The sequence below is a fragment of the Blastochloris tepida genome, from assembly GCF_003966715.1.
GTDB lineage: Bacteria > Pseudomonadota > Alphaproteobacteria > Rhizobiales > Xanthobacteraceae > Blastochloris > Blastochloris tepida.
In genome coordinates this window covers 3,833,316-3,859,681 of the sequence record NZ_AP018907.1, presented here as the reverse complement: position 1 = coordinate 3,859,681, position 26,366 = coordinate 3,833,316, and the positions used below count along the sequence as shown (strand labels likewise).

The following is a 26,366-nucleotide window of genomic DNA, read 5'->3' as shown; positions in this document are numbered from 1 at the left end:
GGGGTCAAAAGCCCCGTGCAACTGTTCGGGTTGGCTTGGGACGGACGGCCGCTTCTGCTCGCGACGGCCTCGAAGGCTCACCCGGGATACGGCGTGCCGCCCGCACCGGCTCGGGGTGGCCACCCCGAGCCGGTGCACCCATCAAAGCACAGTTCGCCGTTCCAAGACCCGGGATCGTCATCCGAAAGAGGTCCCCCTCCTGAAAACGGTCCCGGCTCGGCGCTACGCACCGTCCGGGACGACGTGAGGCGGGGACGGTCCCGGTTCGGCGCTGCGCGCCGTCCGGGACGACGAAAGGCCCGGCTCCCGCTCAGATCGTCTGATTGTAGGCGCCGACCTCCTCGTGGGTGCGCAGCACGTCGTTCACCGCCGCGAACATCTCGCGCATGCGCGCCTCCGACACCGGGCTTTCCACCACCACCACCAGCTCGGGCTTGTTGGAGGAGGCGCGCACCAGACCCCAGGTGCCGTCCTCGACCGTGACCCGCACGCCATTGACGGTGTTGACGTCGCGGACCGGCTGGCCGGCAACCGGCTCGCCAATCGCCTTCGCCGACGTGAAATGCGCCACCACCGCCTCGACCACGCGATACTTCACCTCGTCGTCGCAGTGCGGCGACATGGTCGGCGACGACCATGTCTTGGGCAGCGCATTCTTGAGGTCCGACAGCGAGCGGCCCGGATTGCGGTCGAGCATGTCGAGAACCGCGATCGCCGACACCAGCCCGTCGTCGTAACCGCGGCCGACCGGCGCCCCGAAGAAGAAGTGCCCGCTCTTCTCGAAGCCGGCGAGCGCCTGAAGCTCGGCGACGCGGCGCTTGATGTAGGAGTGGCCGGTCTTCCAGTAGTCGGCCTTGACGCCGTTGGCCTTCAGCACCGGATCGGTGGCGAAAAGGCCGGTCGACTTGACGTCGACCACGAAGGTCGCACCCTGGTGGATCGCCGAAAGATCGCGCGCCAGCATGACGCCGACCTTGTCGGCGAAGATCTCCTCGCCATGATCGTCGACTACGCCGCAGCGGTCGCCATCGCCGTCGAAGCCGAGCCCGACATCGGCGCCCGTCGCCGTCACCGTATCGGCGATGGCGTGCAGCATCTTGAGGTCTTCGGGGTTGGGATTGTAGCGCGGGAAGGTGTGATCAAGCTCGACATCGAGCGGCACCACCTCGCAGCCCAATCCCTCCAGCACCCGCGGCGCGAAGGCGCCGGCGGTGCCGTTGCCGCAGGCGCACACCACCTTGAGCCGGCGGGTGAGCTTGGGGCGCTCCAGCAGGTCGGCGATGTAGTGCTCGGCGAAATCGGGCACGAACACATAGCCGGCGGACGGCTTGAGGTCGAAATCGGCGGCGAGCACGATGTCGCGCAGCCGCGCCATCTCATCGGGGCCGAAGGTGAGCGGCCGCTGCATGCCCATCTTCACCCCAGTCCAGCCATTGTCGTTGTGCGAGGCGGTGACCATGGCGACGCACGGCACGTCGAGCGCGAACTGGGCGAAATAGGCCATCGGCGACAGCGCAAGGCCGATGTCGTGCACTTTCATCCCCGCCGCCATCAGGCCCGCGGTGAGCGCATACTTGATCGATGCCGAGTAGCTGCGGAAATCGTGGCCGACCACGATCTCGGGACGCACGCCGCTGCGGCGAATGAAGGTGCCGAGCCCCAAGCCCAGCGCCTGCACCCCCATCAGGTTGATCTCTTTTTCGAACAGCCAGCGCGCATCGTATTCGCGGAAGCCGGTCGGCTTCACCAGCGGGCGCGTCTCATAGGCGAGGCTGTTGGGCGGAAGCGCGGGATGCGGGACGGGATACATCGAAAAAACCTTGGCGACCGGAAGCTGCACTCGCCTCCCTATACACCGCCGTTTCGGACGGATCGATGGCGGCGGACATCAGCACGGTGTCATCCCGGGCGGGTTCAGTCGTCATCCCGGGCGGCGCGCAGCGACGAGCAACTGTCATGCGGTTTTGGGGTCTCGCCAGGGTTTGTTGTCTCGAATCATGGCGTTGAGGATGGTCAGGAGCTTTCGAGCGATGGCGATGAGGGCGACCTTGGCGGGTTTTCCGCGGGCTTTGAGGTCGGCGTAGAGCTGTTTGGCCCACGGGTTCCAGTGGATGGCGGCGAAGGCGGCGAGATAGCAGGCGCGCTTGAGCGCGCGGCGTCCGGCCTCGATATGGGCCGGCCGCCGCGCTTTGCCGCTGTCGTTGCGATAGGGTGCGCAGCCGCCGATGGCACCGGCTTGGCGGGGGGTGAACCGGCCGAGTTCGGGAGCTTCTGCGAGCAGGACGCGGGCCGTCTTGTTGGCGATCCCCGGCACCGAGGTGATGATCTTGGCCTTGGCGTCCATCGCCGGATCGGCGGCGATCAACGCCTCGATGGCCTGTTCGGCCGCGGCGACGGTCTCGCGCAGGGCGGCGATTTCGGCATCGAGCCGGGCGGTGATGGCCGCCAGGGTGGGGTGGGCCTTGCGGTTCTCCAGGCGGCGGATGTCGGCCTCGGCGCGGGTGATTTCGCGCACCCAGGCGGTCAGGTCGCTCTGCGCTTGCGAGGGCTCCGGGAACGGCCGGCAGGGGTGATGCAGCATGAAGGCGCGGATGATGCGGGCGTCGAGCGGATCGCTCTTGGCGCGCTGGCCGCAGGCCTTGGCGAACTGGCGGCAGCGCCAGCTGTCGACCTGCAGCACGGTGAGGCCGGCCTCGCGCAGCACCGCGACCGCCAGGCGTTCATAGCCGCCGGTCGGCTCCAGGCCGGCGGTGGTGAGCCCGGCCTTCACCAGGCGCCTGGCCAAGCGCTGGAGAGCCGCGGGGGTGTTATCGACGCGCTCGACCTTGGTGTCGTCGAAGGCGATGTCGAGCCAGTCCTTGGAGACATCGATGCCCACAAGGTGGGTGGCAAACGGCGTCGGGTGTGGCAGCATGACAAGCATCCCAGGCTTGGAAGCGGGGTCAAAAGCCCCGTGCAACTGTTCGGGTTGGCTTGGGACGGACGGCCGCTTCTGCTCGCGACGGCCTCGAAGGCTCACCCGGGATACGGCGTGCCGCCCGCACCGGCTCGGGGTGGCCACCCCGAGCCGGTGCACCCATCAAAGCACAGTTCGCCGTTCCAACCCGGGATCGCCATCCGAACAAGACACTCCTTCCGGAAGACGGTCCCGGCTCGGCGCTGCACGCCGTCCGGGACGACGCTCTCTCCCCACCATCGGAAGGACGCGTCACGCCCCCGCCAGCGCCGCGCCGACGATCGCCTTGGCCTCCGACACGATGGCATCGAGATGGGCCTGATCGCGGAAGCTCTCGGCGTAGATCTTGTAGATGTTCTCGGTGCCCGAGGGCCGCGCCGCGAACCAGCCGGCATCCGTCGTCACCTTCAGGCCGCCGATCGCCGCGCCATTGCCCGGCGCATTGGTGAGCTTGGCGGTGATGGCATCGCCCGCGAGCTCGCTTGCCGTCACCGCGTCCGGCGACAGCTTGCCGAGCCGCGCCTTCTCCTCCGGCGTCGCCGGGGCATCGATGCGGGTGTAGAGCGGCGCGCCGAACTCCGCCGTCAGCTCCTGGTAGTGAACACCGGGATCCTTGCCGGTCACCGCGGTGATCTCGGCAGCGAGCAGATCCATGATCAGCCCGTCCTTGTCGGTGGTCCACACCGTGCCGTCGCGGCGCAGGAAGCTCGCGCCCGCGCTCTCCTCGCCGCCGAACGCGAACGAGCCGTCGATCAGGCCCGGCACGAACCATTTGAAGCCGACCGGCACCTCGGCGAGCCTCCGCCCGAGCTTTGCCACCACCCGGTCGATCATGCTGGAGGATACCAGCGTCTTGCCGATCGCCGCATCCGCCGGCCAGTCGGCGCGGTGGGTGAGGAGATAGCGGATCGCCACCGCCAGATAGTGGTTCGGGTTCATCAGCCCGGCCGACGGCGTGACGATGCCGTGGCGGTCGGCGTCGGTGTCGTTGGCGAACGCCACCTGATAGGAATCCTTCAGCCGCACCAGGCTGGCCATGGCGTAGGGGCTGGAGCAGTCCATGCGGATCTTGCCATCATGATCGACGCTCATGAAGGCAAAGCGGCCGTCGACCGTGGTGTTGACGACGTCGATATCGAGGCTCCAGCGGGCGTTGATCGGCTCCCAATAGGGCAGAGCCGCACCGCCCAGCGGATCGGCCGCGAGCTTGAGGCCGGCTGAGCGGATCGCCGCCATGTCGAGCACGCTGCCGAGATCATCGACATAGGGCGCCACGAAGTCGAAGCCGAGCGTGGTGTCGGCCTTGCGCGCGGTCTCGTAGGGCACCCGCTTCACGCCGCGATTGCCCTCGCGCAGCAGCGCATTGGCGCGCGCCTCGATCCATTTGGTGGCGTCGGTGTCGGCCGGGCCGCCGTGTGGCGGGTTGTACTTGAAGCCGCCATCCTCGGGCGGATTGTGCGAGGGCGTGATGACGATGCCGTCGGCGAAGCGATCGGTGCGGCCGCGATTGTGCACCAGGATGGCGCGCGAGACCGCGGGCGTCGGCGTGATGCCGTGGCCGGGCTGGACCGCCACCGTCACGCCATTGGCGGCCAGGACCTCCAGCGCCGTGCGCTCGGCCGGCGCCGAGAGCGCGTGGGTGTCCTTGCCGAGATAGAGCGGCCCGTCGATGCCCTGGCCGGCGCGGTACTCGCAGATCGCCTGGGTGACCGCCAGGATGTGGGCCTCGTTGAACGAGCCTGAGAGCGAGGTGCCGCGATGGCCGCTGGTGCCGAAGGCGACCCGCTGGGCCGGATCGTCCATGTCGGGCGCGCGGTCGTAATAGGCGCGCTCCAGGCGGGCGAGGTCGACCAGGAGATCGGCAGGCGCAAGCTTGCCGGCGAGGGGCGAAATCGTCATCGGAGATCCTTGCGCTCGAACAAATGAGGCGGGGGAGCGGCACGGGCGTGAATGCCGGCAGCTTTGCTGCGGAATGCGGCCGAAGTCCAGCCGCCCGGCGGGCCGGAATAGGGATCACTGGCTGATGACGACGCGGCCCTGGCCGACCTCGACCTTGCGCATCTTGCGCATGAAGTTCATCCCCAGCAGGCTGCCCTTCAGGGCGCCGGGCGGCATCACCGCCACGTCGAGCGTGTAGACGCACAGATGCCCGACCCGGACATTGAGCAGCCGGTCGAGCTCGGCGACCACCAGTCCGTTGGCGGTCTGGAACCGGGCCTTGCGGCGGCTGGGATCGTGCGGCGCGAGACCGAGCCGGCGCGCATCCTCTTGCGACAGCGAGGTCATCGAGGCGCCGGTGTCGACGATGACGCGGATCTCGCCGTCTTTGGTGGCCAGCGTGCCCCAGGCATGGCCGCTGCCATCCATGCGTAGCGACAGCGGCTCGGGCTTGGCATCCTCGCAACCGGCCGCCGTCTCGCGGGCGGGCCGGTCCGGCTGACCGGGCGGCGCGCTCGACCCGAGCTGGTCCGGATCGATGGCCTGGACCACGAACACTGCCGCCGCGCCGACCGCGAACGCGGTCATGATCGCCCATTTGAACATGCCGGTGTCTCCCCAGGGCGGCACCACTCTAACCCACACACGTTAAGACCCCGCCAAAGCAAAGCCCGCCGGACGGGGGATCCGGCGGGCTCGCGGATTGGCCTTGCGGCCAGGATCAGGGGACGGACGGTCAGGCCGCCACCTGCTTCAGGAAGGTGTCGACCGAGCCCTGCAGCCGCTGCGCGGCCTGGGCCAACTCGCCGGTCGAGTCCAGCACGTGGCGGGCCGAGCGGTTGGCCTCGCTGATCGCCGTGGTGACCGAGGAGACGTTCTGGGCCACCGTCGCGGTGCCGGTCGAGGCTTCGGAGACGTTGCGCGAGATTTCGTGGGTGGCGGCGCCCTGCTCCTCCACCGCGGCCGAGATGCCGGCGGTGAAGCGCTGCACCTCGTCCATGGTGGCGCTGATCGCGCCGATCGCCTGCACCGCCTCGCCGGTGGCCGACTGGATGCCGGCGACCTGGGCGCCGATGTCCTCGGTGGCCTTGGCGGTCTGGCTGGCCAGCGTCTTGACCTCGCTCGCCACCACCGCGAAGCCGCGGCCGGCCTCGCCCGCGCGCGCCGCCTCGATGGTGGCGTTGAGCGCGAGCAGATTGGTCTGTTCGGCAATCGCCCGGATCAGATCCACCACGTCGCCGATCTTCTGCGCCGAGGCGGCGAGCGCGCCGACCTGGCCGTTGGTCTTCTCGGCCATCTCTGCGGCCTTGGTGACGATGTCGTTGGCCTGGGTCACCTGGCGGGCGATCTCCTGGACCGAGGAGCCGAGCTCCTCGGCCGCCGAGGCCACGCTCTGAACGTTGCTCGCCGCCTGCTCGGAGGCGCCGGCCGCCGAGACCGCCTGCTCGCTCGCCTCCTGGGAGACGCCGGTCAGCGACTTGGCGGTGGCCTCCAGCCCTTCGACATTGACGTTGAGCGCGCCGAGCACGGTCTGCACGTCGGCGCGGAAGGCCGCGATCGCCGCTTCGACGCGGGCCTGACGTTCGGCACGGGCGGCCTCCTCGGCCTTGGCCTGCGCTTCCAGCTCGGCGCGCTTGCGGGCGTTGTCGCGGAACACCAGCACCGCGCCGCCCATCTCGCCGAGTTCGTCCTTGCGGGAGGTGTCGATAGTGGCGATGTCGCGGCCCTCGGCGAGGTCGAGCATCGCCTTGCGCAACGACTGCAGCGGCCCGGCGATGCCGCGGGCGATCCAGAACACCACGGCGCCGAGCACCAGGACGATGACCAGGGTCACGGCGCCGCTCTTCAGCGCCGCCTCGGCCACCTCGGCATTGATGTCGTCGACATAGACGCCGGTGCCGACCGCCATGCCCCACGGCTTGAACAGCTTGATGAAGGTGGTCTTGTCGGCGGCCACGTCGCTGCCGGCCCGCGGGAAGGCATAGTCGACGAAGCCCTGGCCGTCGCGATCGACCGCCGCCTTCAGCTCGCGCCCGAAATAGACGCCGTTGCTGTCCTTCAAGTCGAGAAGCGTCGCGCCGACCAGCTTGGGGTTGGGATGCACCCGGATGACGCCCTCACGATCCTGCACGAAGAAATAGTCGCCCTCGCCGAAACGGATGTTGCCGAGCACCGTGAAGGCGGCCTCACGGGCCTTGTCCTCGCTCATGGCACCGGACTTGGCGAGCCTGTCATAGGCGTCGAGAATGCCGAGGGTGGACTGGACCAGCGCCTCAAGCTGGACACGGCGGGCTTCCACCAATTGTCCGCGTTGCAGCCAGACCATCGCACCCGCGAGGATGCCGCACCCCAGTGCGAACAGGCCAACCAACAGATAAAGACGTCCTCGCACACCCAGGCGCATTGCAGTTCCCCGTACAGGCGACCCCCGGAGGCAGGGCCGGTCACTCAATTGAGACACAAAAGCCTGTACGAATGGTTCCAAACGGAATGATTGCTGAGTTTAACTTTCGCAATGCTAGCTTGAACCAAAGTTTAACGCGATCGGCACCTGCATTACGCTGCGAAACTCGCGCCTGCCGTGCATAATCATATTGCAGCGCAAACACACGCCCGACCGGCGCGTTCAGGTTCGGCGCGACGTAATCAGGTGCCGCGGGGCTTGGCGCGAGTGGTGGGCACGGCCGCCGCCGGGTCTTCCGGCCAGGGGTGCTTAGGATAGCGGCCGCGCATTTCGGCCCGCACCGCGCTCCACGAGCCCTTCCAGAACCCCGGCAGGTCGCGCGTCACCTGGATCGGCCGGTGGGCGGGCGACAGCAGCTCCAGCACCAGAGGCACCCGGCCGCCGGCCAGCGCCGGATGAGTAGAAAGGCCGAACAGTTCCTGCACCCGCACCGACACGGTGGGACCGGCCTCAGCGGCGTAATCGACGGCGAGGCGCGAGCCGGTCGGCGCGGTGAAATGGGTCGGCGCCTCGGCGTCGAGCCGCCGCGCCATGTCCCACGGCACCAGCGCGTGCAGTGCCGCCTCCAGCGTCGCCGCGTCGATGTCGGCCAGCGCGCTCCTGCCGACGAGGTGCGGCGCCAGCCAGCCAGCCGCGGCCGCAGCGAGCGCGGCATCCGAAAGGTCGGGCCACACCTCGCCTTCCGCCTTGCGCAGGAAGGCGACGCGGTCGCGCCATTGCACAAGCGCTTTCGTCCAGGGCAGGCGAGCGAGCCCGAGCTTTGCCACGCCCTCGGCCAGCGCGCGGGCAGCGGCGTCATCGCCCGGCACCGGCAGCGGCGCCTCGGCGAGCGCCAGCGCGCCGAGCCGGCGGACCTTGCGCGCACGCAGCGCCGCCGCCCCGGTATCGAACGAAAGCTCGGTGCGGGCCTCGATGTGCGCCGCGAAATGCGTCTCGATGTCGGCAAGATCGAGCGCACCGGCAATGAGGATGCGCGGCTCGGCGGCTGCACCGGCCAGTTCGCCGACCGCCAGGAACGGGCTCTTCGCCAAAGCGGTCGCCGGATCGAGCCCGGCGCCGCGGCCATTGGCGAGCAGGAAGGCGCCGGGCCGGCCGCGCGCCTTGGCGAGGCGATCGGGATAGGCCAGTGCCAGCAGCAGCGCCGGCGACAGGGCGGAGGTCTGCCCCTTCGGCGCGCCGCCGGCGAGCCGCGCCCAGCCGGCCGCGGCCCGTCGCGCATCCTCGGCGCGGCGCGAGCGGTCGCGCCGGAAGGACTGCAGCCGGCTATCGAGATCCACATCATCGCCGCCGAGGCCGCGTTCGGACAGGATGGCGGCGACCTCTGCGGCAAGCCCCGCCGCACCGGCCCGGGCGCCGTCCACCACCATGCGGGCAAGCCGCGGATGCAGCGGCAGGCGTCGCAGCGCCCGCCCCTCCTCGGTCAGCCGGCCTCCCGCGTCGAGCGCATCGAGCTCGACCAGCAGCGCGCGGGCCTCGGCCCAAGCGCCGGCCGGCGGCGGATCGAGCCAGGCCAGCGTCGCCGGGTCGGTGACGCCCCAGGCGGCGAGATCGAGCACCAGCGAGGCGAGGTCGGCGGCGAGGATCTCGGGCGTGGCGAAGGCCGGCAGGCTCATGGTCTGCGGCTCGTCCCACAGCCGCCAGCACACGCCGGGCTCGGTGCGCCCGGCGCGGCCGCGCCGCTGGTCGGCGGCGGCCCGCGACACCCGCACGGTCTCAAGCCGCGTCAGCCCGACGTCCGGCTCATAGCGGGGCACGCGGGCGAGCCCGCAATCGATCACGCCCCGCACGCCCGCGATGGTCAGGCTGGTCTCGGCGATCGAGGTCGCCAGCACCACCTTGCGCCGCCCGGGCGGCGAGGGCTCGACCGCGCGGTCCTGCGCAGCGGCATCGAGGGCGCCATAGAGCGGGGCGATGTCGACCGCCGGGTCGCGCACGCTCTCCGTGAGGCGCTCGGCGACGCGCCGGATCTCGGCGGCACCGGGCAGGAACACCAGGAGCGAGCCGTCCTCCTCCGCCAGTGCGCGGCGCACGCACGCCGCCACCTCGTCCTCCAGCCGCAGCGCCGGGTTGCGCCCGACATGGCGGGTGTCGACCGGGAAGGCGCGGCCCTGGCTCTCGATCACGTCCGCCTCGCCCAAGAGGCGGGCGACGCGGGCGCCGTCCAGCGTCGCCGACATCACCAGGAGCTTCAGATCCGGCCGCAGCGCCCCTTGCGCATCGAGCGCCAGCGCGAGGCCGAGATCGGCATCGAGCGAGCGCTCGTGATATTCGTCGAAGATCACCGCCGCGACACCCTCCAGCGTCGGGTCGTCGAGGATCAGCCGGGTGAACACGCCCTCGGTGACCACCTCCAGCCGGGTGCGGGCCGAGACCTGCGAGGCGAAGCGCACGCGCAGGCCCACCGTGTCGCCGACCCGCTCGCCGAGCGTCGCCGCCATGCGGGCAGCGGCGGCCCGGGCGGCGAGACGCCGCGGCTCCAGCAGCAGGATCTTCCTGCCCGCGGCCCAGTCCTGGTCGAGCAGCACCAGTGGCACGCGCGTGGTCTTGCCGGCGCCGGGCGGCGCCACCAGCACGGCGTTCGCGCGCTCTCGGAGCGCCGCGGTCAGCCCCGGCAACGCCTCGTCGACCGGGAGTGGATCCCCCGCCATCGCAGCCGCAGACACCCGCTCAGCCGCGCCCGACGCAGGTATAGGTGAAGCCGGCCTTGGCCACGTCATCCGAACGGTAGATGTTGCGCAGATCGACCAGCGCCGGCTGGTTCATGATGGTCTTGAGCCGGGCGAAATCGAGGGCGCGGAAGGCGTCCCATTCGGTGACGATCACCAGCACGTCGGCGCCCTCGGCCGCCTGATACGGCCCCTCGCAATAGGTGACGTTGGGCAGCAGCGCGCGGGCGTGCTCCATGCCCTCGGGATCGTAGGCGCGCACCGTCACCCCGGCATCCTCCAGCGCGGTGACGATGGCGAGCGCGGGGGAATCGCGCATGTCGTCGGTGTTGGGCTTGAAGGTGAGGCCCAGTACCGCCGCGGTACGGCCGCGCGGCGCGCCGCCGAGCGCCGCGATCACCTTGCGGGCCATGGCGCGCTTGCGCACGTCATTGACCGCCACCACCGTCTCGACGATGCGCAGCGGCACGCCGGCATCCTGCGCGGTCTTGACCAGCGCCTGGGTGTCCTTGGGAAAGCACGAGCCGCCATAGCCCGGCCCAGCGTGCAGGAACTTCGAGCCGATGCGGTTGTCGAGGCCGATGCCGCGCGCCACCTCCTGCACATTGGCGCCCACCTGCTCGCACAGGTCGGCGATCTCGTTGATGAAGGTGATCTTCATCGCCAGGAAGGCGTTGGCGGCGTACTTGATCAGCTCCGAGGTGCGGCGCTGGGTGTAGAGGATCGGCGCGGCGTTGAGGTAGAGCGGCCGGTAGAGCTCCGCCATCACCTCGCGGGCGCGCGGATCCTCGGTGCCGACGACGATGCGGTCCGGCCGCTTGAAGTCGGAGATCGCCGCGCCCTCGCGCAGGAATTCCGGATTGGAGACCACCGCGAAATCGGCATCGGGGCGCGCCTCGCGGATCACGCGCTCGACCTCGTCGCCGGTGCCGACCGGCACGGTCGATTTGGTGACGACGACGGTATAGCCGGACAGGCTCGCCGCGATCTCGCGGGCGGCCGCATAGACGTAGGACAGATCCGCGTGGCCGTCGCCGCGGCGGGACGGTGTGCCGACGGCGATGAACACCGCATCGGCGCTCTGCACCGGCTCGGCAAGGTCGGTGGCAAACGACAGCCGGCCGGCCTTGACGTTGTTCGCCACCAGATCGTCGAGCCCCGGCTCGTAGATCGGCATCACGCCACGCTCCAGCGCGGCGATCTTGCCGGCATCCTTGTCGACGCAAATCACCTGATGGCCGAAATCGGCGAAGCAGGCGCCGGACACCAGCCCGACATAGCCCGTTCCGATCATTGCGACACGCATCGGCTCAACTCCCCGCTGCAGCCGGCGTCCAGGCCGGACAGAGGCCACGTTCTAGCAATGGCGGCGGCGGAAGGCGAGATCGGCCACGGCGCCACCACGGGCGAAGGAGGGCGATCCGCCCGCCTCAGCCCAGCAGCAGCACGGCCACCCCGGCAACGATCAGCGCCATGCCGGCGATCTCGCGCGGCGTCACCGCCTCGTGCAGCCGGCCGGACACGACGTGCGCGAACGGCACCTCGACCAACGCCAGGGTGCGGACATTGGCGGCCGAGGTGAGGGCGAAGCCGATGTACCAGAACTGCGAGGCGAGCGCCCCGGTGAAGCCGGCGGCCAGCGACGGCCGCCACGCCGCGAACGTCGCAAATAGCCGAGCGCGGTCGGCAAGTGCCAGCCAGACAACGAGAATTGCCGTCTGGAAGGCGAGCGCCACGACCAGGACGGTGGAGGCCGCCAGCAGCGGATTGGCCGCCGGAACGGCGAGGATGGCGCCGCGGAAGCCGACCGCCGCCACCGCGAACAGCGCGCCCGCGGCAAGCCCGAGCCCGGCCGCGCCGAGATCGGCGGTGTCGCCGCGCCCGCGCGAAGGCGCCAGCGACACCAGCACCACGCCGCAGGTGGCGGTGGCGATGCCGGCGGCGTCGGCGACGCTCGGCAAATCGTTAAGCATATAGAAACCTGCCAGCGCCACGAGCACCGGCTCCGCCTTCAGCATGGCGATGGTGACGGCGAACGAGCGGCGCTGCATCGCCGCCAGCATCAGCGCCGTGCCGCCGATCTGGGCGAGCCCGCCGCACGCCGCCCAGGCCAACGTCTTCTGCCCCGGCAGCGGCGGCAGCACGCCCGAGGCGGCCGCGACCAGCGCCAGGAACAGCAGGGAGAACGGCAGGCCGTAGAGGAAGCGCACCAGCGTGGCGCCGACCGTGCCGAGGCTGTCGGTGAGGTTTCGCTGCAGCACGTTGCGGGCGGTCTGGGTGGCGGCCGCGAACAGCGTCGCCGGGATCCACAGGAGTTCGAAAGCCATTCGCTTCGGCCGCTCCGCCGCGTCTTGTACGGTTTCCGTCTGATGCCCGATCGTCCTCGCCGGACCGGCCCCGGCCGCCGGCGGAAAGGACGCGCCTTCATCTATAGCGCCGAAACCGGCGCTGTTGCGCGGAAACCGCATCTCGCCCGGAGCGTGTCTGCCGCCCGGCCGGCTCGGTTTGCGCCCCGGTGCAAATGGGCTAGAAAGAGGCCTTGTGCCGACGACGTCTGGTGAGCGGCCGGCCCGCGACTGCCCAAACGGAACAGCGGCGCCGCGCGCCGCCTCGGGCGTCCACGATCAGAGCCGAGACAGGAGTGAGGTCTTGCCGACGTTTCAGTCCCGTTCGGTCCGCTGGCTCGCTGTGGCCGGGATGCTCCTCGCCGCCGCCCCGGCCGGCGCGGCGCCGACGCTGGTGGTCGACGCCGACAGCGGTCAGGTTCTGCACCAGCGCGAGGCCGGCCGGCCCTGGTATCCCGCCTCCGTCACCAAGCTGATGACCACCTATGTGGCACTGTCGCGCATCCGCGAGGGCCGCGCCTGGCCGGAGACGATCGTCACCTTCTCCGACAATGCGGTGGCGCAGTCGCCCTCCAAGATGGGCTTCAAGGCCGGCACCCAGATTACGCTCGAAAATGCGCTGCGCATGCTGATGGTGAAGTCGGCCAACGACGTCGCCGTCGCCATCGCCGAGACGCTGGGCGGCTCGGTGGCGGGCTTCGCCGCCGACATGAACGCCTATGCCCGACGGCTCGGCATGAGCGGCTCGAACTTCGTCAATCCGCACGGCCTGCCCGACGCCGAGCAGTACACCACGGCGCGCGACATGGCCGTGCTGACCCGCGCGCTGATCCACGAGTTTCCCCAGGCCGAGGCGCTGTTCCGTATTCCGGCGATCCAGCTCGGCAAGATCAAGATGCGCAACCACAACGCTCTGCTGCACCGCTACGAGGGCACGGACGGGATGAAGACCGGCTTCATCTGCGCCTCGGGCTTCAATGTGGTGGTCACCGCCACGCGCGGCGGCAAGCGGCTGATCGCGGTGGTGTTCGGCGGCACCACCGCGAACGAACGCAACGAAACCGCGGCCGCCCTGCTGGAGCAGGGGTTCCAGCCGCGCTTCAGCCTGTTCGAATCCGCCTCCAGCGTCGATTCGATCGCCAATTCCGGCGGCGGCCCGGTCAGCATCAGCGAAATGGTATGCGGCAAGGGCCGCAAGCAGGCCGAGGACACCGACGACGACGAGCCGGCGGGCACGGCAGTGCCCAGGACCAGCTCCGACCCTGACGACATCTACGCCACCATTCACGGCGACCGGCCGGCCGCAGCCAGGGCAAGCGCCGCCGCCGCAAGCGCGACCGGCGCAGCGGCCGCCAAATCCGCCAAGCCGGCGCGGCCGAGCCTGCTCGGGCCGGTGGTCATCCGCCCGGCGGTGCCGGTCTATACCGGCCCGGCGCGCGGCGACACCATGCTGGCGGGCATCGCGCCCTCGCCCGCACCGGCCACGCTGATGGCTGCGCGCCGGATCAACCCGGATGGCCGAGCGGTGGCGGCGAGCGTGGCGGCCGGCGGCGCGCCGCTGCCGCTGACCAAGCCCATGACGCCGGCCGTGCCGAACCTTTCGGCCTATGCCCCGACCGCTGGCACCGGCAGCGTGCCGGTGCCGCGGCCCCGTCCGCGCGCCAATTGAGGCCGGGTAGCAAATGAGGCTTGGCAGCAAATAGGGCTTGGCTGCAACTGAAGCGGGGCAGCGCAGGCTGAGGCGATGCGCAAACAGCGCCTCGCCCGTCTTGAAGGAACCTTGCGATGACCGCCCGTCCGGCCGCTCTGCCGGTGACCGTGCTGACCGGCTTTCTCGGTGCCGGCAAGACGACGCTGCTCAACCGCCTGCTGCGCGATCCGGCGATGGCCGACACCGCGGTGCTGATCAACGAGTTCGGCGAGATCGCGCTCGACCATCTGCTGGTCGAGCATGTCGATGAGGGCGTCGTGCTGCTGTCGTCGGGCTGCCTGTGCTGCAGCGTGCGCGGCGAGCTGGTTTCGGCGCTGGAGGATCTGCTGCGGCGGATCGACAATGGCCGCGCCCCGCCGATCTCGCGCGTCGCGATCGAGACCACCGGGCTCGCCGACCCGGCGCCGGTGCTGCACACGCTGATGGCGCACCCCTATCTGGTCCAGCGCTACCGGCTGGACGGGGTCGTCACCGTGGTCGACGGCGTCAATGGTGCGGCGACCCTCGACGCCCATCCCGAGGCGGTGAAGCAGGTGGCGGTGGCCGACCGCATCGTGCTGACCAAGACCGACCTGATCACCGAGGCGTCCCGCCCGGCGTTCGACCGTCTACTCGCCCGTCTCGACCAGTTGGCACCGGGTGCGCCGAGGTTCGATGCGGCGGCCGGCGAGGCCACGCCGGCGGCGTTGCTCGGCGCCGGGCCGTTCGATCCGGCGGGCAAGACCTCCGACGTCATACGCTGGCTGTCGGAGGAATCGGTGGCAGCCGCGGAGGCGCAGGGCCGCTGCGACAGCCCGAACCGCCACGACGACCGCATTCGCGCCTTCACCGTCACCACCGAGCGGGCGATCTCGCGGGCCGCGCTCGACGGCTTCGTCGATCTCCTGCGGGCCGCCCACGGCCCGAACCTGTTGCGCTTCAAGGGCGTGGTCAAGCTCGCCGAGCATCCGGATACGCCGGTGGTGCTACACGGCGTCCAGCACATTTTCCACCCGCCGCTGACGCTGCCGGCTTGGCCGGACGGCGACGCGCGCACCCGTCTCGTTCTGATCGCCCGCGACCTCGACGCGTCCGTGGTCCGCCGCCTGTTTGCGGCCTTCCTCGGCGAGCCGCAGGTCGACACGCCCGATGCTGCGGCGCTGACGGACAACCCGCTGGCGGTGCCAGGCCTGCGCCTGTCGTAAACGCGGCCGTCCGCCGCATTCTCCCGGGCAGGCAGATTCCCCCCGCAGGCAGGCTTCCCCTTGCAGGCAAGTTTCGCCTTGCAGGCAGGCTTCTCCTGGCGCGCAGGGACTCGGACGACTCTCCGCCCACCCGCCGGGTTTCGCCGCTGGGACGAACCTGTGCGGGGATCAACGTGCGGGATACGCGGGCCCGAGCTTGCCGCCGCGCGCCATCGGCCCATCCGGCCACCCCGGATACGCACTTCAATGGAGCAACGCTCGGAAGAGGACCGGTCCGTTGGCAAGGGCCACCTCTTCGAGAGCTCTTCTCTCGGAGGAACCCGCTCTGTGAGCGGACCGCACGTCGAGAGACTTACGCCTCGCCTGAACCACGCTTCGAGACGACCGCTCTTGGAGAGGACCACTCGTCGCGAGAGCCAGTCTTCGCGAACACCAGTCTCGGGGCGAACCACGCTTGGGGCGAGGCCCATTCTTGGGCGACGCCACTCTTGGGCAACGCCACTCTTGGGGAGAGGCCCGCTTTCGGGAGAGCCACTCTTGGGGAGAGGCCGGCAATTTGCCGGCTATCCTCCCCAACCCAACGTCCGCCGCTTCACTCTTCCCGCACGCCGTCTTTGGATCCGCAAGAGCGGCGTGCGGCACACGCTGTCTTCGTCGTCGATTTCGTCGTCTTCGTCTTCAGGCTCCCTGCCGCCGCCAGCATCCCGAGACCGCAACCGGTCCGTCGATCCTGCGGTGGGCAGGCACTCCAGCCGGCGTCCTATGAACCCCGCCGGCTTTTCCAACTCCGGTGACGCATCCGGCTTCTGCCCGAATCCAACACCCGGAACCGAAGCTCTCGACACCACGTCGCCGGGACCACCCCGTCAACCACGCCATCAAGAACCATCCTCCAGAACCGTCCCATCGGGGCCGGTGACCTTCCGCCTGACATGTTTGCTGCGAACACCGCCTTGATCGATCGTCCCGCCTTCGGCCTCGCTCGGCTGAACCTTCGATCTGGAGCCGCAAGCCCGGTCTCACCCCTTCCGGCAGTCCGACCGCTTCGACCCGCTGTGTCCGCCGCACGTCCGGCGGCAACCGGTACTCCCACTGGCCAAGTTCGTCTTGTCGCTTCGTTCGTCTCGCTTCGTTCGTCCGGGATTTGGCGTCTCGAAACTTTGCCGCATACCGAACGGTCGTCTGTGCAAGGGACCTCTTCGCTGTCGAGGTCGTCGGCTCGAAACTCTCTTCGGTTCGGAACTCTCTTCGCTTGGGGTCCGGTCTCCTCTCGGTTCCGATCTTCCGCTTCCGGTGTCCGTCCTCGGGCGCCCGGCGCCAGGCGCCCGAGGGACGGATGTCAGGAAGCTTGGAGAACTTCAGTGACGGTTTTCAGTCCTTGACCGGTGGCGTGTGGATCAGGCCCGGGCCTGCTGGCCGAAGAAGCCGCGGATCGCGCCGCCGAGGTCGAGCTTGACGATCTCACGGCCGACCGAGGCCAGCTCGTTGGTGACGATCTCCAGGACGCGGATGATGCCGCGGCCGAGTTCGAAGGCCGTGTCGCTGACGCGGTCGACCGCGTTGGTCAGCGCCGCGCTGTCCAGACGCAGGCCCGAGAACACCTGACCGATGCCGGCAGTCTGGCTGTAGCTCTGCTTCGAACGGTTGGCCTCGACCATGGCGTCACGGACGGTCTCGAGAGCGCGGGACATTTCGCCGACTTCGTCGTGACGGCTGCTCTCGGTGAACTTCAGATTGGTGTCGCCCTTGGCGAGGCGCTTCATGTCCGAGGTCAGGCGGCCGAACGGCGCGGTGACCGAGCGGGCGACGAACAGGCCGATCACGCCGGCGAGCAGCATGACGATGGCGGTGGTGCTGATCAGGGTCGAACGCATCTGCTCGATCGGAACGAGCGCGTCATCCGCGCCGCTCATCGCCGCGGCCGAGATGAACACCACGTCCTTGGCAGCCGGAGAGGTGGCGGAAGCCTTGATGATCGCCGGCTCGGAGGAAGCGCCGCCGCGCACAACCAGGACGCCCACAACGCTGCCATCGGCCCGCACAACCGGCGTCACGGAATCCGTGGCGGCGATCTGCGCCGTGTTGATGTGGTTGAGGCGGGCCTGCTTCAGGTCGGTGCCGACTCGGCGAAGGGTCCAATCACCCACCGAAGCGATGGCCACGCCGACAAAAAGGGCGATACCGAGAACCAGCAGTGTAATCTTTTCCGTCAACCGGAGATTAGCCATGGACATTGTCGGTCTCCAAGCTTTTCAAGGGGTTATCTGCCCCAGGGTCATATGTTTGTGCCAAGATCGGCACATGTAACAGATACGAACGCGTGGTTAATGGATGGTTAACGCAGGCGACTCCGCCGTGAACAAACAGCGCACCACAAGCATTTCGAGCGATTCCGTTCGGACACACGCGGTCCGCTCGAAACCTACTCCGGTACCGAAAATCCCGATCGACAACGCCGAGTTACCCACACGCATGGCGCCGCCCCCCGCGACTCAGTGTGGTAAACGTATACGACTCCCGCGATTAATTGTCTTCTGGATTTCGCCCGCGGGCGTCAGATTCCGATTGACTCGCAATTTCAGTGCAGACGAGATCGCTCGAAATTTCCCGGACTTGCCCCGTTCCAAGCAACCCTGACGGACTCACCAATGGCGCCCGCCGAGCCATCCAAGACTCTGAAAGACAACTCTTCCGAGTCCCGGCCGCTCTTGGGCTGGCAGCCGGATTCCGCCGCCTGGGAGGCGCTGATCGGCCGCGTTACCGAGCACAATATATTCTATGTCCCCGCCTTCGCCCTTGCCGCCGCCAGCCATCTGCTTGGCGCCTCGGGCAGCAATACAATCGGGATTTGGCGTAACGGCGACCTTGCCTGCCTGTTTCCGGGGTCCTTAGCCGGGGGGCCGCTCCCGGTCTGGCGTGCCCTGGTCCACCCCTACGGCCCGCTGTCGACCCCGCTGGTCCACCGTTTCGATCCCGAATCGGTGCTGGCGTCCTGGCTCGACGCGGTGGCGGCGCTGCGCCCGCGCCCGCGGGCCGTCATCCTGCCGCTGATGACGGACGAAGGCCCGGTCGCTGAGGCGCTTAGCCGGCTTCTCGCGCGCCGCGGCCTGCAGGTCCGGCGGCTCGACGCCCACCGCCGCGCCGCGCTGACCAACGGCGCGGCGGGCCCCGCCGCGCTCGGCGGCAAGCGCCGCAAGGAGCTGGCGCGGCTGCGCCGCCGCCTGGAGGAGGCCGGCACCCCGACCCTGACGCTCGCCCCCGCCGAGGCCCCGATCGCGGAGGCGATCGACTCTTATATCTCTCTCGAACGTGCGGGCTGGAAAGGCCGCGGCGGTACGGCGCTCGCCGCCGACCCTGCCGCGGAGGCCTTCTTCCGCCGGGCGATCGCCGGCCTCGCCGCCAGGGGCGAGGCCGAAATCGCCGTGACCCGGCTCGACGGCGCGCCGCTCGCCGCCACCGTGACGCTGCGCAGCGGCCCGCAGGCCTGGTATTGGAAAACCGCCTACGATGAGGCCCACGCCCGCTTCTCGCCCGGCGTGCTGGCGACGCTCGACCTCACCGCCCGGCTCGCCGCCGACCCCGCCCTCGCCCAGGTCGACTCCTGCGCCATTGCCGGCCACCCGATGATCGACCGGCTGTGGAGCGGCCGGCTTGCGGTGTCCGACTGGATCATCGCCCTGCCCGACGCCGGCGCCGGCTTCGCCCTGGTGGTTGCCCGCGAGCAGGCGCAGCGCTCGGCCCGGCGGCTCGCTCGCCGTCTGCGCGACGCGGTGCGAGCCCGGCTCGGCCGGCGGTGAGACCAGCCCGGCGAAAGCCTGGGGCAGGATCCGTCGACCTCGCGGCGAGACCGCAAAAAGCGCACCGGACCAGGCCGACACTCCAGCCCAGCCATCCGGATTTCCGGTCAGCCCAGCGCCCGCAAGGCCCGGCGGATGATCTTGCCGGTCGTGGTCATCGGCATCTCGTCGATGAAGGCGACCTCGCGCGGATATTCATGCGCCGACAGGCGCTGCTTGACGAACATTTGTATGTCGCCGGCTAAATGATCGCTTGCCGGGGCGTTTTCCTTCAGCACGACGAACGCCTTGACGATCTCGGTACGCAACGGGTCGGGCTTGCCGACCACCGCCGCCAGCGCCACCGCCGGGTGCTTCAAGAGGCAGTCCTCGATCTCGCCGGGGCCGATCCGGTAGCCCGACGAGGTGATGACGTCATCGTCGCGGCCGACGAAGTGGACATAGCCGTCCTCGTCGCGGCTGCCCTGGTCGCCGGTAGTCATCCAATTGTCGATGAACTTCTCGGCGGTGGCGTCGGGCCGGTTCCAGTATTCGAGGAACATCACCGGGTCGGGCCGGCGCACCGCGATCTGCCCGGTCTCGCCGATGTCGCAGGCGGTACCATCGGGCCGAATCACCGCCACCTCGTGGCCCGGCACCGGCAGGCCGATCGCTCCCGGCCGCGACACGCCGATCGCCGCACACGACGACAGCACCAGATTGCACTCGGTCTGGCCGTAGAATTCATTGATCGTCAGGCCCAGCGCCGTGCGCCCCCAATCGAGCGTCTCGGCGCCGAGCGACTCGCCGCCCGAGCCCAGCGTGCGCAGGCGCAGCCGGTGCCGGCCCTTGGGCGAGGGCACCGCCCGCAGCATGCGCAGCGCCGTCGGCGGCACGAAGGCATTGGCGACATCGAGCTCGGCCATCAGCCGGAAGGCGTCCTCCGGATCGAACCGCTCGGCCCGCCGGCCGACCACCGGCACCCCGAGCTTGAGCCCCGGCAGCAGCACATTGAGCAGGCCGCCGGCCCACGCCCAATCGGCCGGCGTCCAGTAGCGGTCGCCCGCCTGCGGCGTGAACTCGTGGAACATCTGCACGCCGGGCATGTGGCCGAGCAGCACCCGGTGGCCGTGCAGCGCCCCCTTGGGATTGCCGGTGGTGCCGGAGGTGAAGATCATCATCGCCGGATCGTCCGGCGATGTCTGCTCGGGCAGGAAGTGCGGCGCGCCCGCCTCGATCAGCGCCGAGAAGCTTTTAGCCGGCTTTGCATCTCCGTCGATCGAGATGACAAGCTCAAGATCCGGCAAATCGTCCGATACCGCAGCGAGCTTGCCGAGGCCGGCGATGTCGGTGACCAGCACCTTGGCGCCGGCGGTGGCGAGGCGATAGGAGATGGCGTCCGGCCCGAACAGCGCCGCCAGCGGCACCGCGATCGCCGCGAGCTTGTAGACCGCGAGGTGGGTCACCACCGTCTCGACGGTCTGCGGCAGCAGGATCGCCACCCGGTCGCCGCGCCCGACGCCGTGGGCTGAGAGCGCATTGGCCAGCCGGTTCGAGTTCTCCGACAACCGGCCATAGGTGACCTGCTCGACGCGCCCGTCCGCGTGCTTGAAGATCAGCGCCAGCCGGTCTTCGTCGGCGGCCGCCCAGCGCTCGCAGGCATCGACGGCGATGTTGTAGCGGTCCGGAATGCGCCAGCGGAATTCGTCGTACAGGCTCCGGTAATCGCGTCTGTCCGGCAGAAGACCCATCGGCAGCCCCCATCAAGAGAGCGCCGACGCTAACCTTACGCGCAAGCCCGGTCCAGATCGCGCCGTGCCCCGGCCCGTCAGGCCTCGGGCGGCCGCGCCACGATCATCGCCCAGAAGATCTTGTAGGCGGAATTGGGCGCCTGCACCGCGGCGATGCCCATGCGGGTCGCCTCCGGGCTCAACATCACCGAGCGGTGGCCGGGCGAGGCCCGCCACGCGCCGAACACGTCGACCAGCGTGTCCTGGCCGGCGGCGATGTTCTCGCCGGCGGTGGCAAAGCGATAACCGCCGCGGCGCAGCCGCGAGGGCAGGTCGCCACCCACCTCGTGCGACAGCCGCCCGGCCGAGGCCATGGTGCGGGCCTGCTCCTCGGCGAGCGTGCTGAGATGGGAATCGAGCGTCAGCGCCCCCGCCCCGTTGCTGCGGCGGAACGAATTGACGAGGTTGACGGCCTGCTGCCTGTCGAGTTTGGCGCCCGGCCGGGTCAGCGAGGCGCCGGAGCTTTCCGGCAGATCGATCTTCGCGCTTTCGCAGGCTGCGGTCAGCCCTGCGAGCCCGCCGGCCAGCAGCAGGCGTCGGGTCAGGTTCATAGGGTAGCATCCCCGGTTGAGATGGCCGGTGGCATGCGCGGCACCGGCTCGGGCAGCGGGGGAATCACCGGCATCGTGATGCCGGCTTTGCGCAGGCGGTAGAGAATCGAGAAGTGCAGGTCGCTGCGCACCGTCAGCGAATAGTCGACATTGGACACCACGCAGCGCAGCTCGAACTGCAGCGCGGTGTCGCCGAACTTGAGCAGGAACACCCGCGGCGTCGGGTTCTTCAGCACCTGCGGGTGCTCGCAGGCGGCGGCGATCAGGATGTCGCGCACCTCGTCCGGATCGGTGTCGTAGGGAATGTTGACGGCGACGATGACCCGGCCGGTCGGGTTGCCGTGCGTCCAGTTCTTGACGACGCCGGTGATGAGGTCGGTGTTCGGGATGATCACGCTCGACCGCTCGAACGTCTCGATCTCGGTGGAGCGCACGCTGATGCGCCGCACATAGCCCTCCTCCCCCTTCACCGCGATGGTGTCGCCGACGCGGATCGGCCGCTCGGTGAGCAGGATCAGGCCCGAGACGAAGTTGGAGACGATCGACTGCAGGCCGAAGCCGATGCCGACCGACAGCGCGCCGGCCACCAGCGCGATGTTCTGCAGGTCGATGCCGAGCTGGCCCAGCGCCAGCAGCACCGCGACGATGATGCCGAGATAGCCGACGATCTGCTTCACCGAGTGCTGCAGCGAATGCTCGATCCGCGTCCGCGGCAGCAGGTTGCGTTCCAGCCAGCCCTGCAGCAGGCGCGTCACGACCAGCATGCCGACGAGCAGCATCACCGCGCCGACCAGGGCCATCACCGGGGCGGTCAGCGAATCGAGCTGCAGGCTGAAGAACGCCTCCGAGAAGGTGGAGGTGACGTCGACGACGTGCACGCCCCACGGGCCGAGCGCCACCACCGCGGCGAACGCCACCAGCACCACCTTGGTGAAGCCGGACAGCACGGTGCCGGTGACGTCGAGCGTCGACGGCGACACGCCGAGCATGCTGGCGACGCGGCGGCCGCGCGACACCGATGCCGACATCGCCTCCTGCACCACGGCATCGATCAGCGCGATCGCCAGATAGATGATGCCGATCAGGATGGCAGCGATCACCAGCCGGCCGATGAAGAACGCCGCGAAGCCGACATAGCCGAGCGACAGCGACACCAGGCTGACCAGGATGACGATCCAGCCGAACAGGCGCAGCCAGCGCTGCGCCCGCGAATCGTCATCCTCCGGCTCGTCGGCCAGCGCCCGGCCGGGTTCCCCGTCCGCGGCGTCAGCGGTGTCCGCGGGCTCGTCCGGCTTGGTCGCCAGCAGCGTCCAGGCCACCAGCGCCACCATGATCAGCACCATCACCGCGCTGGTGGCGAGCGTCAGCGCCAGCGGCGCCACCACCGCCTTGTGCAGGGCGTTGAGCACGACGGCGACGCCGAACACCCGCGATCCCCACACCATCAGGCGGTGAAGATGGCCGGCGCGCACGCTGTCGAAATTGAGCAGGCGGCGGGCCTGCCGGTCGGGCGCCATCACCGCCCGGCTGGTCGAGCGCGCCAGCGCCATCACCACCACCGCGACGAGAATGCTCTGGCCGAGATCGACCAGCCGCGGCGGCAGCAGATCGTGCGACTGCAGCACCCACAGCAGCGCCGTGCCGGCTGCGATCGAGGGAACCGCCCCGGCCAGGAACACCCGCCACGCCGACAGCGCATGCGCCAGCCGCGGGGCATCGAACGCCAGATCGCGCGAGGTGCGCTTGCGCCCCCACCAGCGCGCGATGACGAGGCCGATGACCGTGATCGCCGCCAGCGCCAGCGCCGGCTGCACCAGTGCGGACTGCCCGCCCCGCGCCTCCACCCAGGTGCGCCAGTCATTGCCGAGATAGACAATGCCGCGCATCTCCTCGGACGCCACGGCAAACGCCCGCGTCCAGAAGCCGGGATTGAGAATGCCGTTCGAGCGCGAGAATACCTCGGCGGCAAACAGGGCCCGGCGGCGCTCGGTGATGCGGTCGGCGATCTGGTCGATCCGCAGCAGCAGGAGCCGCGCCTGCTTCAGCTCGCCGTCGAGCGCGCTGATGGTCTTCTCCAGCTCCTCGCGCTCGGCCGTGATGTTGGCATCCTCCGGCGGCGCATCGGCCTCCGGCTTCTTGCCGAGCTCCTTCAGGCGGGCATTGATCTCGGCGAAGCGCGGCTCGGTGGTGCCGATCGCCTTCGACAGCGCGTCGCGCAGCGGGTCGATCCTGAGCTTGAGCTGTTCGAGGTCGCGGTCGCGCAGCGTGTCGCGCCCCAGCACCGCCTCGACCTGCTCGATGTCCCCGCGCGTGTCCTCCAGCTTGGACGACGCCGGCGTCGTTGCGGAAGCGGCCATCGCCGCAAGCGGCAGCAGGCACAGCGCCACCACGGCAGGAAGCCGGCGCGCGGCCAGGACGAAGCGGGTGAAGGATGTTGTCATGGGTGGAACCGATCCGGCGTCTCGCCCGGCGGGCGGCATCTGTCAGACCGGCGTCGGGTGCGATCCGGCGCCGGCACGCCAGTCCGCCGTGGCTTGCCGGCTCACTCGGGCCGAAATGGGGCAGACCGCCAAAACCTGCGGTTTGCGCCCACGCGGGCTACCCCGCCGTCCCGGCTCGGGACGGTCCGCCGCCTTTCCCTTGCGAAAGACGGCGCGTGCGCCCGCGCTGCCTCCTGCCTCTGAGCGACAGGACAGCTCAGTGCGACAGGATCTTGGACAGGAAGGCCTGCGCCCGTTCGCTGCGCGGGCTGCCGAAGAAGGCGTCGGTCGGCGCATCCTCGACGATCTCGCCGGCATCCATGAACACCACGCGGTTCGCCACCTTGCGGGCGAAGCCCATCTCGTGGGTCACCACCATCATGGTCATGCCCTCCTTGGCGAGCGCCACCATGACGTCGAGCACCTCATTGATCATTTCGGGGTCGAGCGCCGAGGTCGGCTCGTCGAACAGCATGGCGATCGGGTCCATGGCCAAGGCGCGGGCGATGGCGACGCGCTGCTGCTGACCGCCGGAGAGCTGGCCGGGATACTTGTCGGCATGCATCTTGATGCCGACGCGGTCGAGCAGCTTGAGGCCCTTGGCGGTGGCCTCCTCGAACGAGCGGCCGAGCACCTTCATCTGCGCGAGCCTGAGGTTCTCGATGATCCTGAGGTGCGGGAACAGCTCGAAATGCTGGAACACCATGCCGACGCGGGCGCGCAGCTTCGGCAGGTCGGTCTTGGGATCGCCCACCGCGATGCCGTCGACGGTGATCCGGCCCTGCTGGAACGGCTCGAGCCCGTTGACGGTCTTGATCAGCGTCGACTTGCCCGATCCCGAGGGACCGCACACCACCACCACCTCGCCCGTCTCGACGCGGGTGGTGCAGTTCTTCAGCACCTGGATCGGGCCGTACCATTTGCTGACGTCCTCGATCTCGATCATCGGCCGCGCCGCCTTCGCCGGCTGGAGCGCGCTGGCCGTGGAAGCGGCGGTCTCGGGGCCGGCGGTCTTGGGGCCGGAGATCTCGGGGCCGTTGGTCATGGACATGGGACGCTCCTCAACGCACCACCGCGATGCGCATCTGCAGGCGGCGCACATAGGTCGATGCGGCAAACGAGATGATGAAATAGACCGCGGCCGCGAACAGATACATCTCCACCAGCCGGCCGTCGCGCTGGGCGACCTTGCTCGCCGCGCCGAGGAAATCGGGAATCGACAGCACGTAGACCAGCGAGGTGTCCTGGAACAGGATGATGGTCTGGGTGAGGATGAGCGGGATCATCGCCCGGAACGCCTGCGGCAGCACCACATAGCCCATGGTCTGCCAATAGGTCATGCCGAGCGCCTGGCTCGCCGCGATCTGGCCCTTCGGGATCGACTGGATGCCGGCGCGCATGATCTCGGCGAAATAGGCCGCCTCGAACAGCGTGAAGGTGATCAGCGCCGAGGTGAAGGCCCCGACCTGGATCGGCCGCGACGCGCCGGTCACCCATTGGCCGATCCACGGCAGCAGGAAGTAGAACCAGAAGATGATGAGCACCAGCGGCAGCGCCCGCATCAGATTGACGTAGCCCGCCGCCAGCAGCGACAGCACCCGCATGCTGGAGAGCTGCATCAGCGCGATCAGCGTGCCCAGCACCAGACTTCCCGCCAGCGACAGCGCAGTCAGCGTCAGCGTGAACGCCATGCCGTGGAAGAACAGGTAGGGCAGCGACCGGACGATGACGTCGAAATCGAAATCCGCGAACATCGGCACCTCACGTCCGGCTTGAGCCGATATAGCCCGGCACCGCCACCGACTTCTCCAGCCAGCGCATGCCGAACGTGACGACCAGATTGATGGCGACATAGAGCAGCGTCGCCGCGGTGAAGGCCTCGAACACCTGGAAGGAGAATTCCTGCATCGAGCGGGCGCGGGCGGTGAGCTCCATCAGGCCGATGGTCAGCGCCACCGACGAGTTCTTGATGCAGTTGAGAAACTCCGACGTCAGCGGCGGCAGGATGATGCGGAACACCATCGGCATCAGCACATAGCGATAGACCTGGGTCAGCCTCAGGCCGAGCGCGGTGCCGGCCATCCGCTGGCCGCGCGGCAGTGCGTCGACGCCGGCGCGCACCTGCTCGGCGACGCGCGCCGAGGTGAAGAAGCCCAGGCTGATGACCGCGGTGTAGAATGGCGCGTTGGGCATCTGCTTGAGCCAGCGGCCGAACTCGGCCGGCACCAGCTCCGGCATGACGAAGAACCACAGGAACATCTGCACCAGGAGCGGGATGTTCCGGAACAGTTCGACATAGGCATAGGCGAACGCTGCCGGGATCCGGTAGGGCATGGTGCGCAGCACGCCGACGATGACGCCGAGCACCAGCGCCATGATCCAGGCGGCGATCGAGGTGGCGAGCGTCCAGTAGAGCCCGGACAGCAGCATGTCGCCATAGGTTCCCCAGCCCTCCGGCGACGGCTCCCAGAAGATCGCCCAGTTCCAGTGATAGTTCACGCGCCT

Annotated in this window: 18 protein-coding genes; 3 read left to right on the top strand and 15 right to left on the bottom strand. The window is 69.3% G+C overall.

Annotated elements, in window-relative coordinates; all coding sequences use genetic code 11:
* Positions 1 to 310: 310 nt before the first annotated feature.
* From BLTE_RS17490 to BLTE_RS17455, 8 genes are all read right to left on the bottom strand, one after another.
* Positions 311 to 1,810: a phosphomannomutase/phosphoglucomutase gene (locus tag BLTE_RS17490; RefSeq protein ID WP_126401888.1), complete on the bottom strand. Its 1,500-nt coding sequence runs from the start codon at positions 1,808 to 1,810 to the stop codon at positions 311 to 313.
* Between the two features lie 144 nt (positions 1,811 to 1,954).
* A complete protein-coding gene (locus tag BLTE_RS17485; RefSeq protein WP_126396738.1) occupies positions 1,955 to 2,923 on the bottom strand; it encodes an IS110 family RNA-guided transposase in 969 nt (322 codons plus the stop codon).
* 285 nt (positions 2,924 to 3,208) lie between these two features.
* Positions 3,209 to 4,855, bottom strand: coding sequence for a phosphoglucomutase (alpha-D-glucose-1,6-bisphosphate-dependent) (gene pgm / locus BLTE_RS17480; protein WP_126401887.1), 1,647 nt, complete (start codon positions 4,853 to 4,855; stop codon positions 3,209 to 3,211).
* 114 nt (positions 4,856 to 4,969) lie between these two features.
* Positions 4,970 to 5,500 carry a retropepsin-like aspartic protease family protein gene (locus tag BLTE_RS17475; RefSeq protein WP_126401886.1) on the bottom strand — a complete coding sequence of 177 codons (531 nt, stop codon included), beginning with the start codon at positions 5,498 to 5,500 and terminating at the stop codon, positions 4,970 to 4,972.
* Between the two features lie 130 nt (positions 5,501 to 5,630).
* On the bottom strand, positions 5,631 to 7,220 hold the full coding sequence (locus BLTE_RS17470; protein ID WP_160140661.1) for a methyl-accepting chemotaxis protein: 1,590 nt from the start codon (positions 7,218 to 7,220) through the stop codon (positions 5,631 to 5,633).
* A 320-nt stretch (positions 7,221 to 7,540) separates the two neighbouring features.
* Positions 7,541 to 10,006 carry an ATP-dependent helicase HrpB gene (hrpB, locus tag BLTE_RS17465; RefSeq protein ID WP_126401884.1) on the bottom strand — a complete coding sequence of 822 codons (2,466 nt, stop codon included), beginning with the start codon at positions 10,004 to 10,006 and terminating at the stop codon, positions 7,541 to 7,543.
* Positions 10,007 to 10,025: 19 nt separating this feature from the next.
* Entirely contained in the window at positions 10,026 to 11,330 is a 1,305-nt protein-coding gene (locus tag BLTE_RS17460; protein ID WP_126401883.1) for a UDP-glucose dehydrogenase family protein, read from the bottom strand.
* Between the two features lie 124 nt (positions 11,331 to 11,454).
* On the bottom strand, positions 11,455 to 12,351 hold the full coding sequence (locus BLTE_RS17455; protein WP_126401882.1) for an EamA family transporter: 897 nt from the start codon (positions 12,349 to 12,351) through the stop codon (positions 11,455 to 11,457).
* Between the two features lie 370 nt (positions 12,352 to 12,721).
* Between BLTE_RS17455 and BLTE_RS17450 the strand changes: the two genes are divergently transcribed.
* Positions 12,722 to 14,038, top strand: coding sequence for a D-alanyl-D-alanine carboxypeptidase family protein (locus tag BLTE_RS17450; RefSeq protein WP_126401881.1), 1,317 nt, complete (start codon positions 12,722 to 12,724; stop codon positions 14,036 to 14,038).
* 116 nt (positions 14,039 to 14,154) lie between these two features.
* Positions 14,155 to 15,264 carry a CobW family GTP-binding protein gene (locus BLTE_RS17445; protein ID WP_126401880.1) on the top strand — a complete coding sequence of 370 codons (1,110 nt, stop codon included), beginning with the start codon at positions 14,155 to 14,157 and terminating at the stop codon, positions 15,262 to 15,264.
* Between the two features lie 1,397 nt (positions 15,265 to 16,661).
* On the opposite strand, the gene BLTE_RS17440 is transcribed toward BLTE_RS17445, so the two are convergent.
* Positions 16,662 to 17,498: a HAMP domain-containing protein gene (locus BLTE_RS17440; RefSeq protein ID WP_126401879.1), complete on the bottom strand. Its 837-nt coding sequence runs from the start codon at positions 17,496 to 17,498 to the stop codon at positions 16,662 to 16,664.
* 474 nt (positions 17,499 to 17,972) lie between these two features.
* Between BLTE_RS17440 and BLTE_RS17435 the strand changes: the two genes are divergently transcribed.
* The gene (locus tag BLTE_RS17435) at positions 17,973 to 19,061 is read left to right on the top strand and encodes a GNAT family N-acetyltransferase (RefSeq protein WP_160140660.1); all 1,089 of its coding nucleotides are present in this window, start codon (positions 17,973 to 17,975) and stop codon (positions 19,059 to 19,061) included.
* A gap of 107 nt (positions 19,062 to 19,168) precedes the next feature.
* Here the strand turns inward: BLTE_RS17435 and BLTE_RS17430 are convergent, their stop codons facing one another.
* The 6 genes from BLTE_RS17430 to BLTE_RS17405 all read right to left on the bottom strand — a co-directional run bounded on the left by BLTE_RS17430 (position 19,169) and on the right by BLTE_RS17405 (position 26,360).
* A complete protein-coding gene (locus BLTE_RS17430; protein WP_126401877.1) occupies positions 19,169 to 20,791 on the bottom strand; it encodes an AMP-binding protein in 1,623 nt (540 codons plus the stop codon).
* Between the two features lie 77 nt (positions 20,792 to 20,868).
* Positions 20,869 to 21,381: a CAP domain-containing protein gene (locus tag BLTE_RS17425; protein WP_126401876.1), complete on the bottom strand. Its 513-nt coding sequence runs from the start codon at positions 21,379 to 21,381 to the stop codon at positions 20,869 to 20,871.
* Complete coding sequence (locus tag BLTE_RS17420) at positions 21,378 to 23,822, bottom strand: DUF3772 domain-containing protein (protein ID WP_160140659.1); 2,445 nt, start codon at positions 23,820 to 23,822, stop codon at positions 21,378 to 21,380. The genes BLTE_RS17425 and BLTE_RS17420 overlap by 4 nt, the downstream gene beginning before the upstream one ends.
* A gap of 256 nt (positions 23,823 to 24,078) precedes the next feature.
* On the bottom strand, positions 24,079 to 24,807 hold the full coding sequence (locus BLTE_RS17415) for an amino acid ABC transporter ATP-binding protein (protein WP_126402284.1): 729 nt from the start codon (positions 24,805 to 24,807) through the stop codon (positions 24,079 to 24,081).
* Positions 24,808 to 24,922: 115 nt separating this feature from the next.
* Positions 24,923 to 25,615, bottom strand: coding sequence for an amino acid ABC transporter permease (locus tag BLTE_RS17410; protein WP_126401874.1), 693 nt, complete (start codon positions 25,613 to 25,615; stop codon positions 24,923 to 24,925).
* A gap of 7 nt (positions 25,616 to 25,622) precedes the next feature.
* The gene (locus BLTE_RS17405) at positions 25,623 to 26,360 is read right to left on the bottom strand and encodes an amino acid ABC transporter permease (protein WP_126401873.1); all 738 of its coding nucleotides are present in this window, start codon (positions 26,358 to 26,360) and stop codon (positions 25,623 to 25,625) included.
* Positions 26,361 to 26,366: the final 6 nt, after the last annotated feature.

Bases quoted from the DNA above. Each gene is read 5' to 3' on its own strand.
- BLTE_RS17485 (WP_126396738.1), bottom strand. From the start codon at position 2,923: ATGCTTGTCATGCTGCCACACCCGACGCCGTTTGCCACCCACCTTGTG.
- BLTE_RS17450 (WP_126401881.1), top strand. From the start codon at position 12,722: ATGCTCCTCGCCGCCGCCCCGGCCGGCGCGGCGCCGACGCTGGTGGTC.
- BLTE_RS17410 (WP_126401874.1), bottom strand. From the start codon at position 25,615: ATGTTCGCGGATTTCGATTTCGACGTCATCGTCCGGTCGCTGCCCTAC.
- BLTE_RS17415 (WP_126402284.1), bottom strand. From the start codon at position 24,807: ATGATCGAGATCGAGGACGTCAGCAAATGGTACGGCCCGATCCAGGTG.
- BLTE_RS17430 (WP_126401877.1), bottom strand. From the start codon at position 20,791: ATGGGTCTTCTGCCGGACAGACGCGATTACCGGAGCCTGTACGACGAA.
- BLTE_RS17490 (WP_126401888.1), bottom strand. From the start codon at position 1,810: ATGTATCCCGTCCCGCATCCCGCGCTTCCGCCCAACAGCCTCGCCTAT.
- BLTE_RS17425 (WP_126401876.1), bottom strand. From the start codon at position 21,381: ATGAACCTGACCCGACGCCTGCTGCTGGCCGGCGGGCTCGCAGGGCTG.
- BLTE_RS17420 (WP_160140659.1), bottom strand. From the start codon at position 23,822: ATGACAACATCCTTCACCCGCTTCGTCCTGGCCGCGCGCCGGCTTCCT.
- BLTE_RS17455 (WP_126401882.1), bottom strand. From the start codon at position 12,351: ATGGCTTTCGAACTCCTGTGGATCCCGGCGACGCTGTTCGCGGCCGCC.
- BLTE_RS17460 (WP_126401883.1), bottom strand. From the start codon at position 11,330: ATGCGTGTCGCAATGATCGGAACGGGCTATGTCGGGCTGGTGTCCGGC.
- hrpB (WP_126401884.1), bottom strand. From the start codon at position 10,006: ATGGCGGGGGATCCACTCCCGGTCGACGAGGCGTTGCCGGGGCTGACC.
- BLTE_RS17475 (WP_126401886.1), bottom strand. From the start codon at position 5,500: ATGTTCAAATGGGCGATCATGACCGCGTTCGCGGTCGGCGCGGCGGCA.
- BLTE_RS17470 (WP_160140661.1), bottom strand. From the start codon at position 7,220: ATGGTCTGGCTGCAACGCGGACAATTGGTGGAAGCCCGCCGTGTCCAG.
- BLTE_RS17440 (WP_126401879.1), bottom strand. From the start codon at position 17,498: ATGTCCATGGCTAATCTCCGGTTGACGGAAAAGATTACACTGCTGGTT.
- pgm (WP_126401887.1), bottom strand. From the start codon at position 4,855: ATGACGATTTCGCCCCTCGCCGGCAAGCTTGCGCCTGCCGATCTCCTG.
- BLTE_RS17445 (WP_126401880.1), top strand. From the start codon at position 14,155: ATGACCGCCCGTCCGGCCGCTCTGCCGGTGACCGTGCTGACCGGCTTT.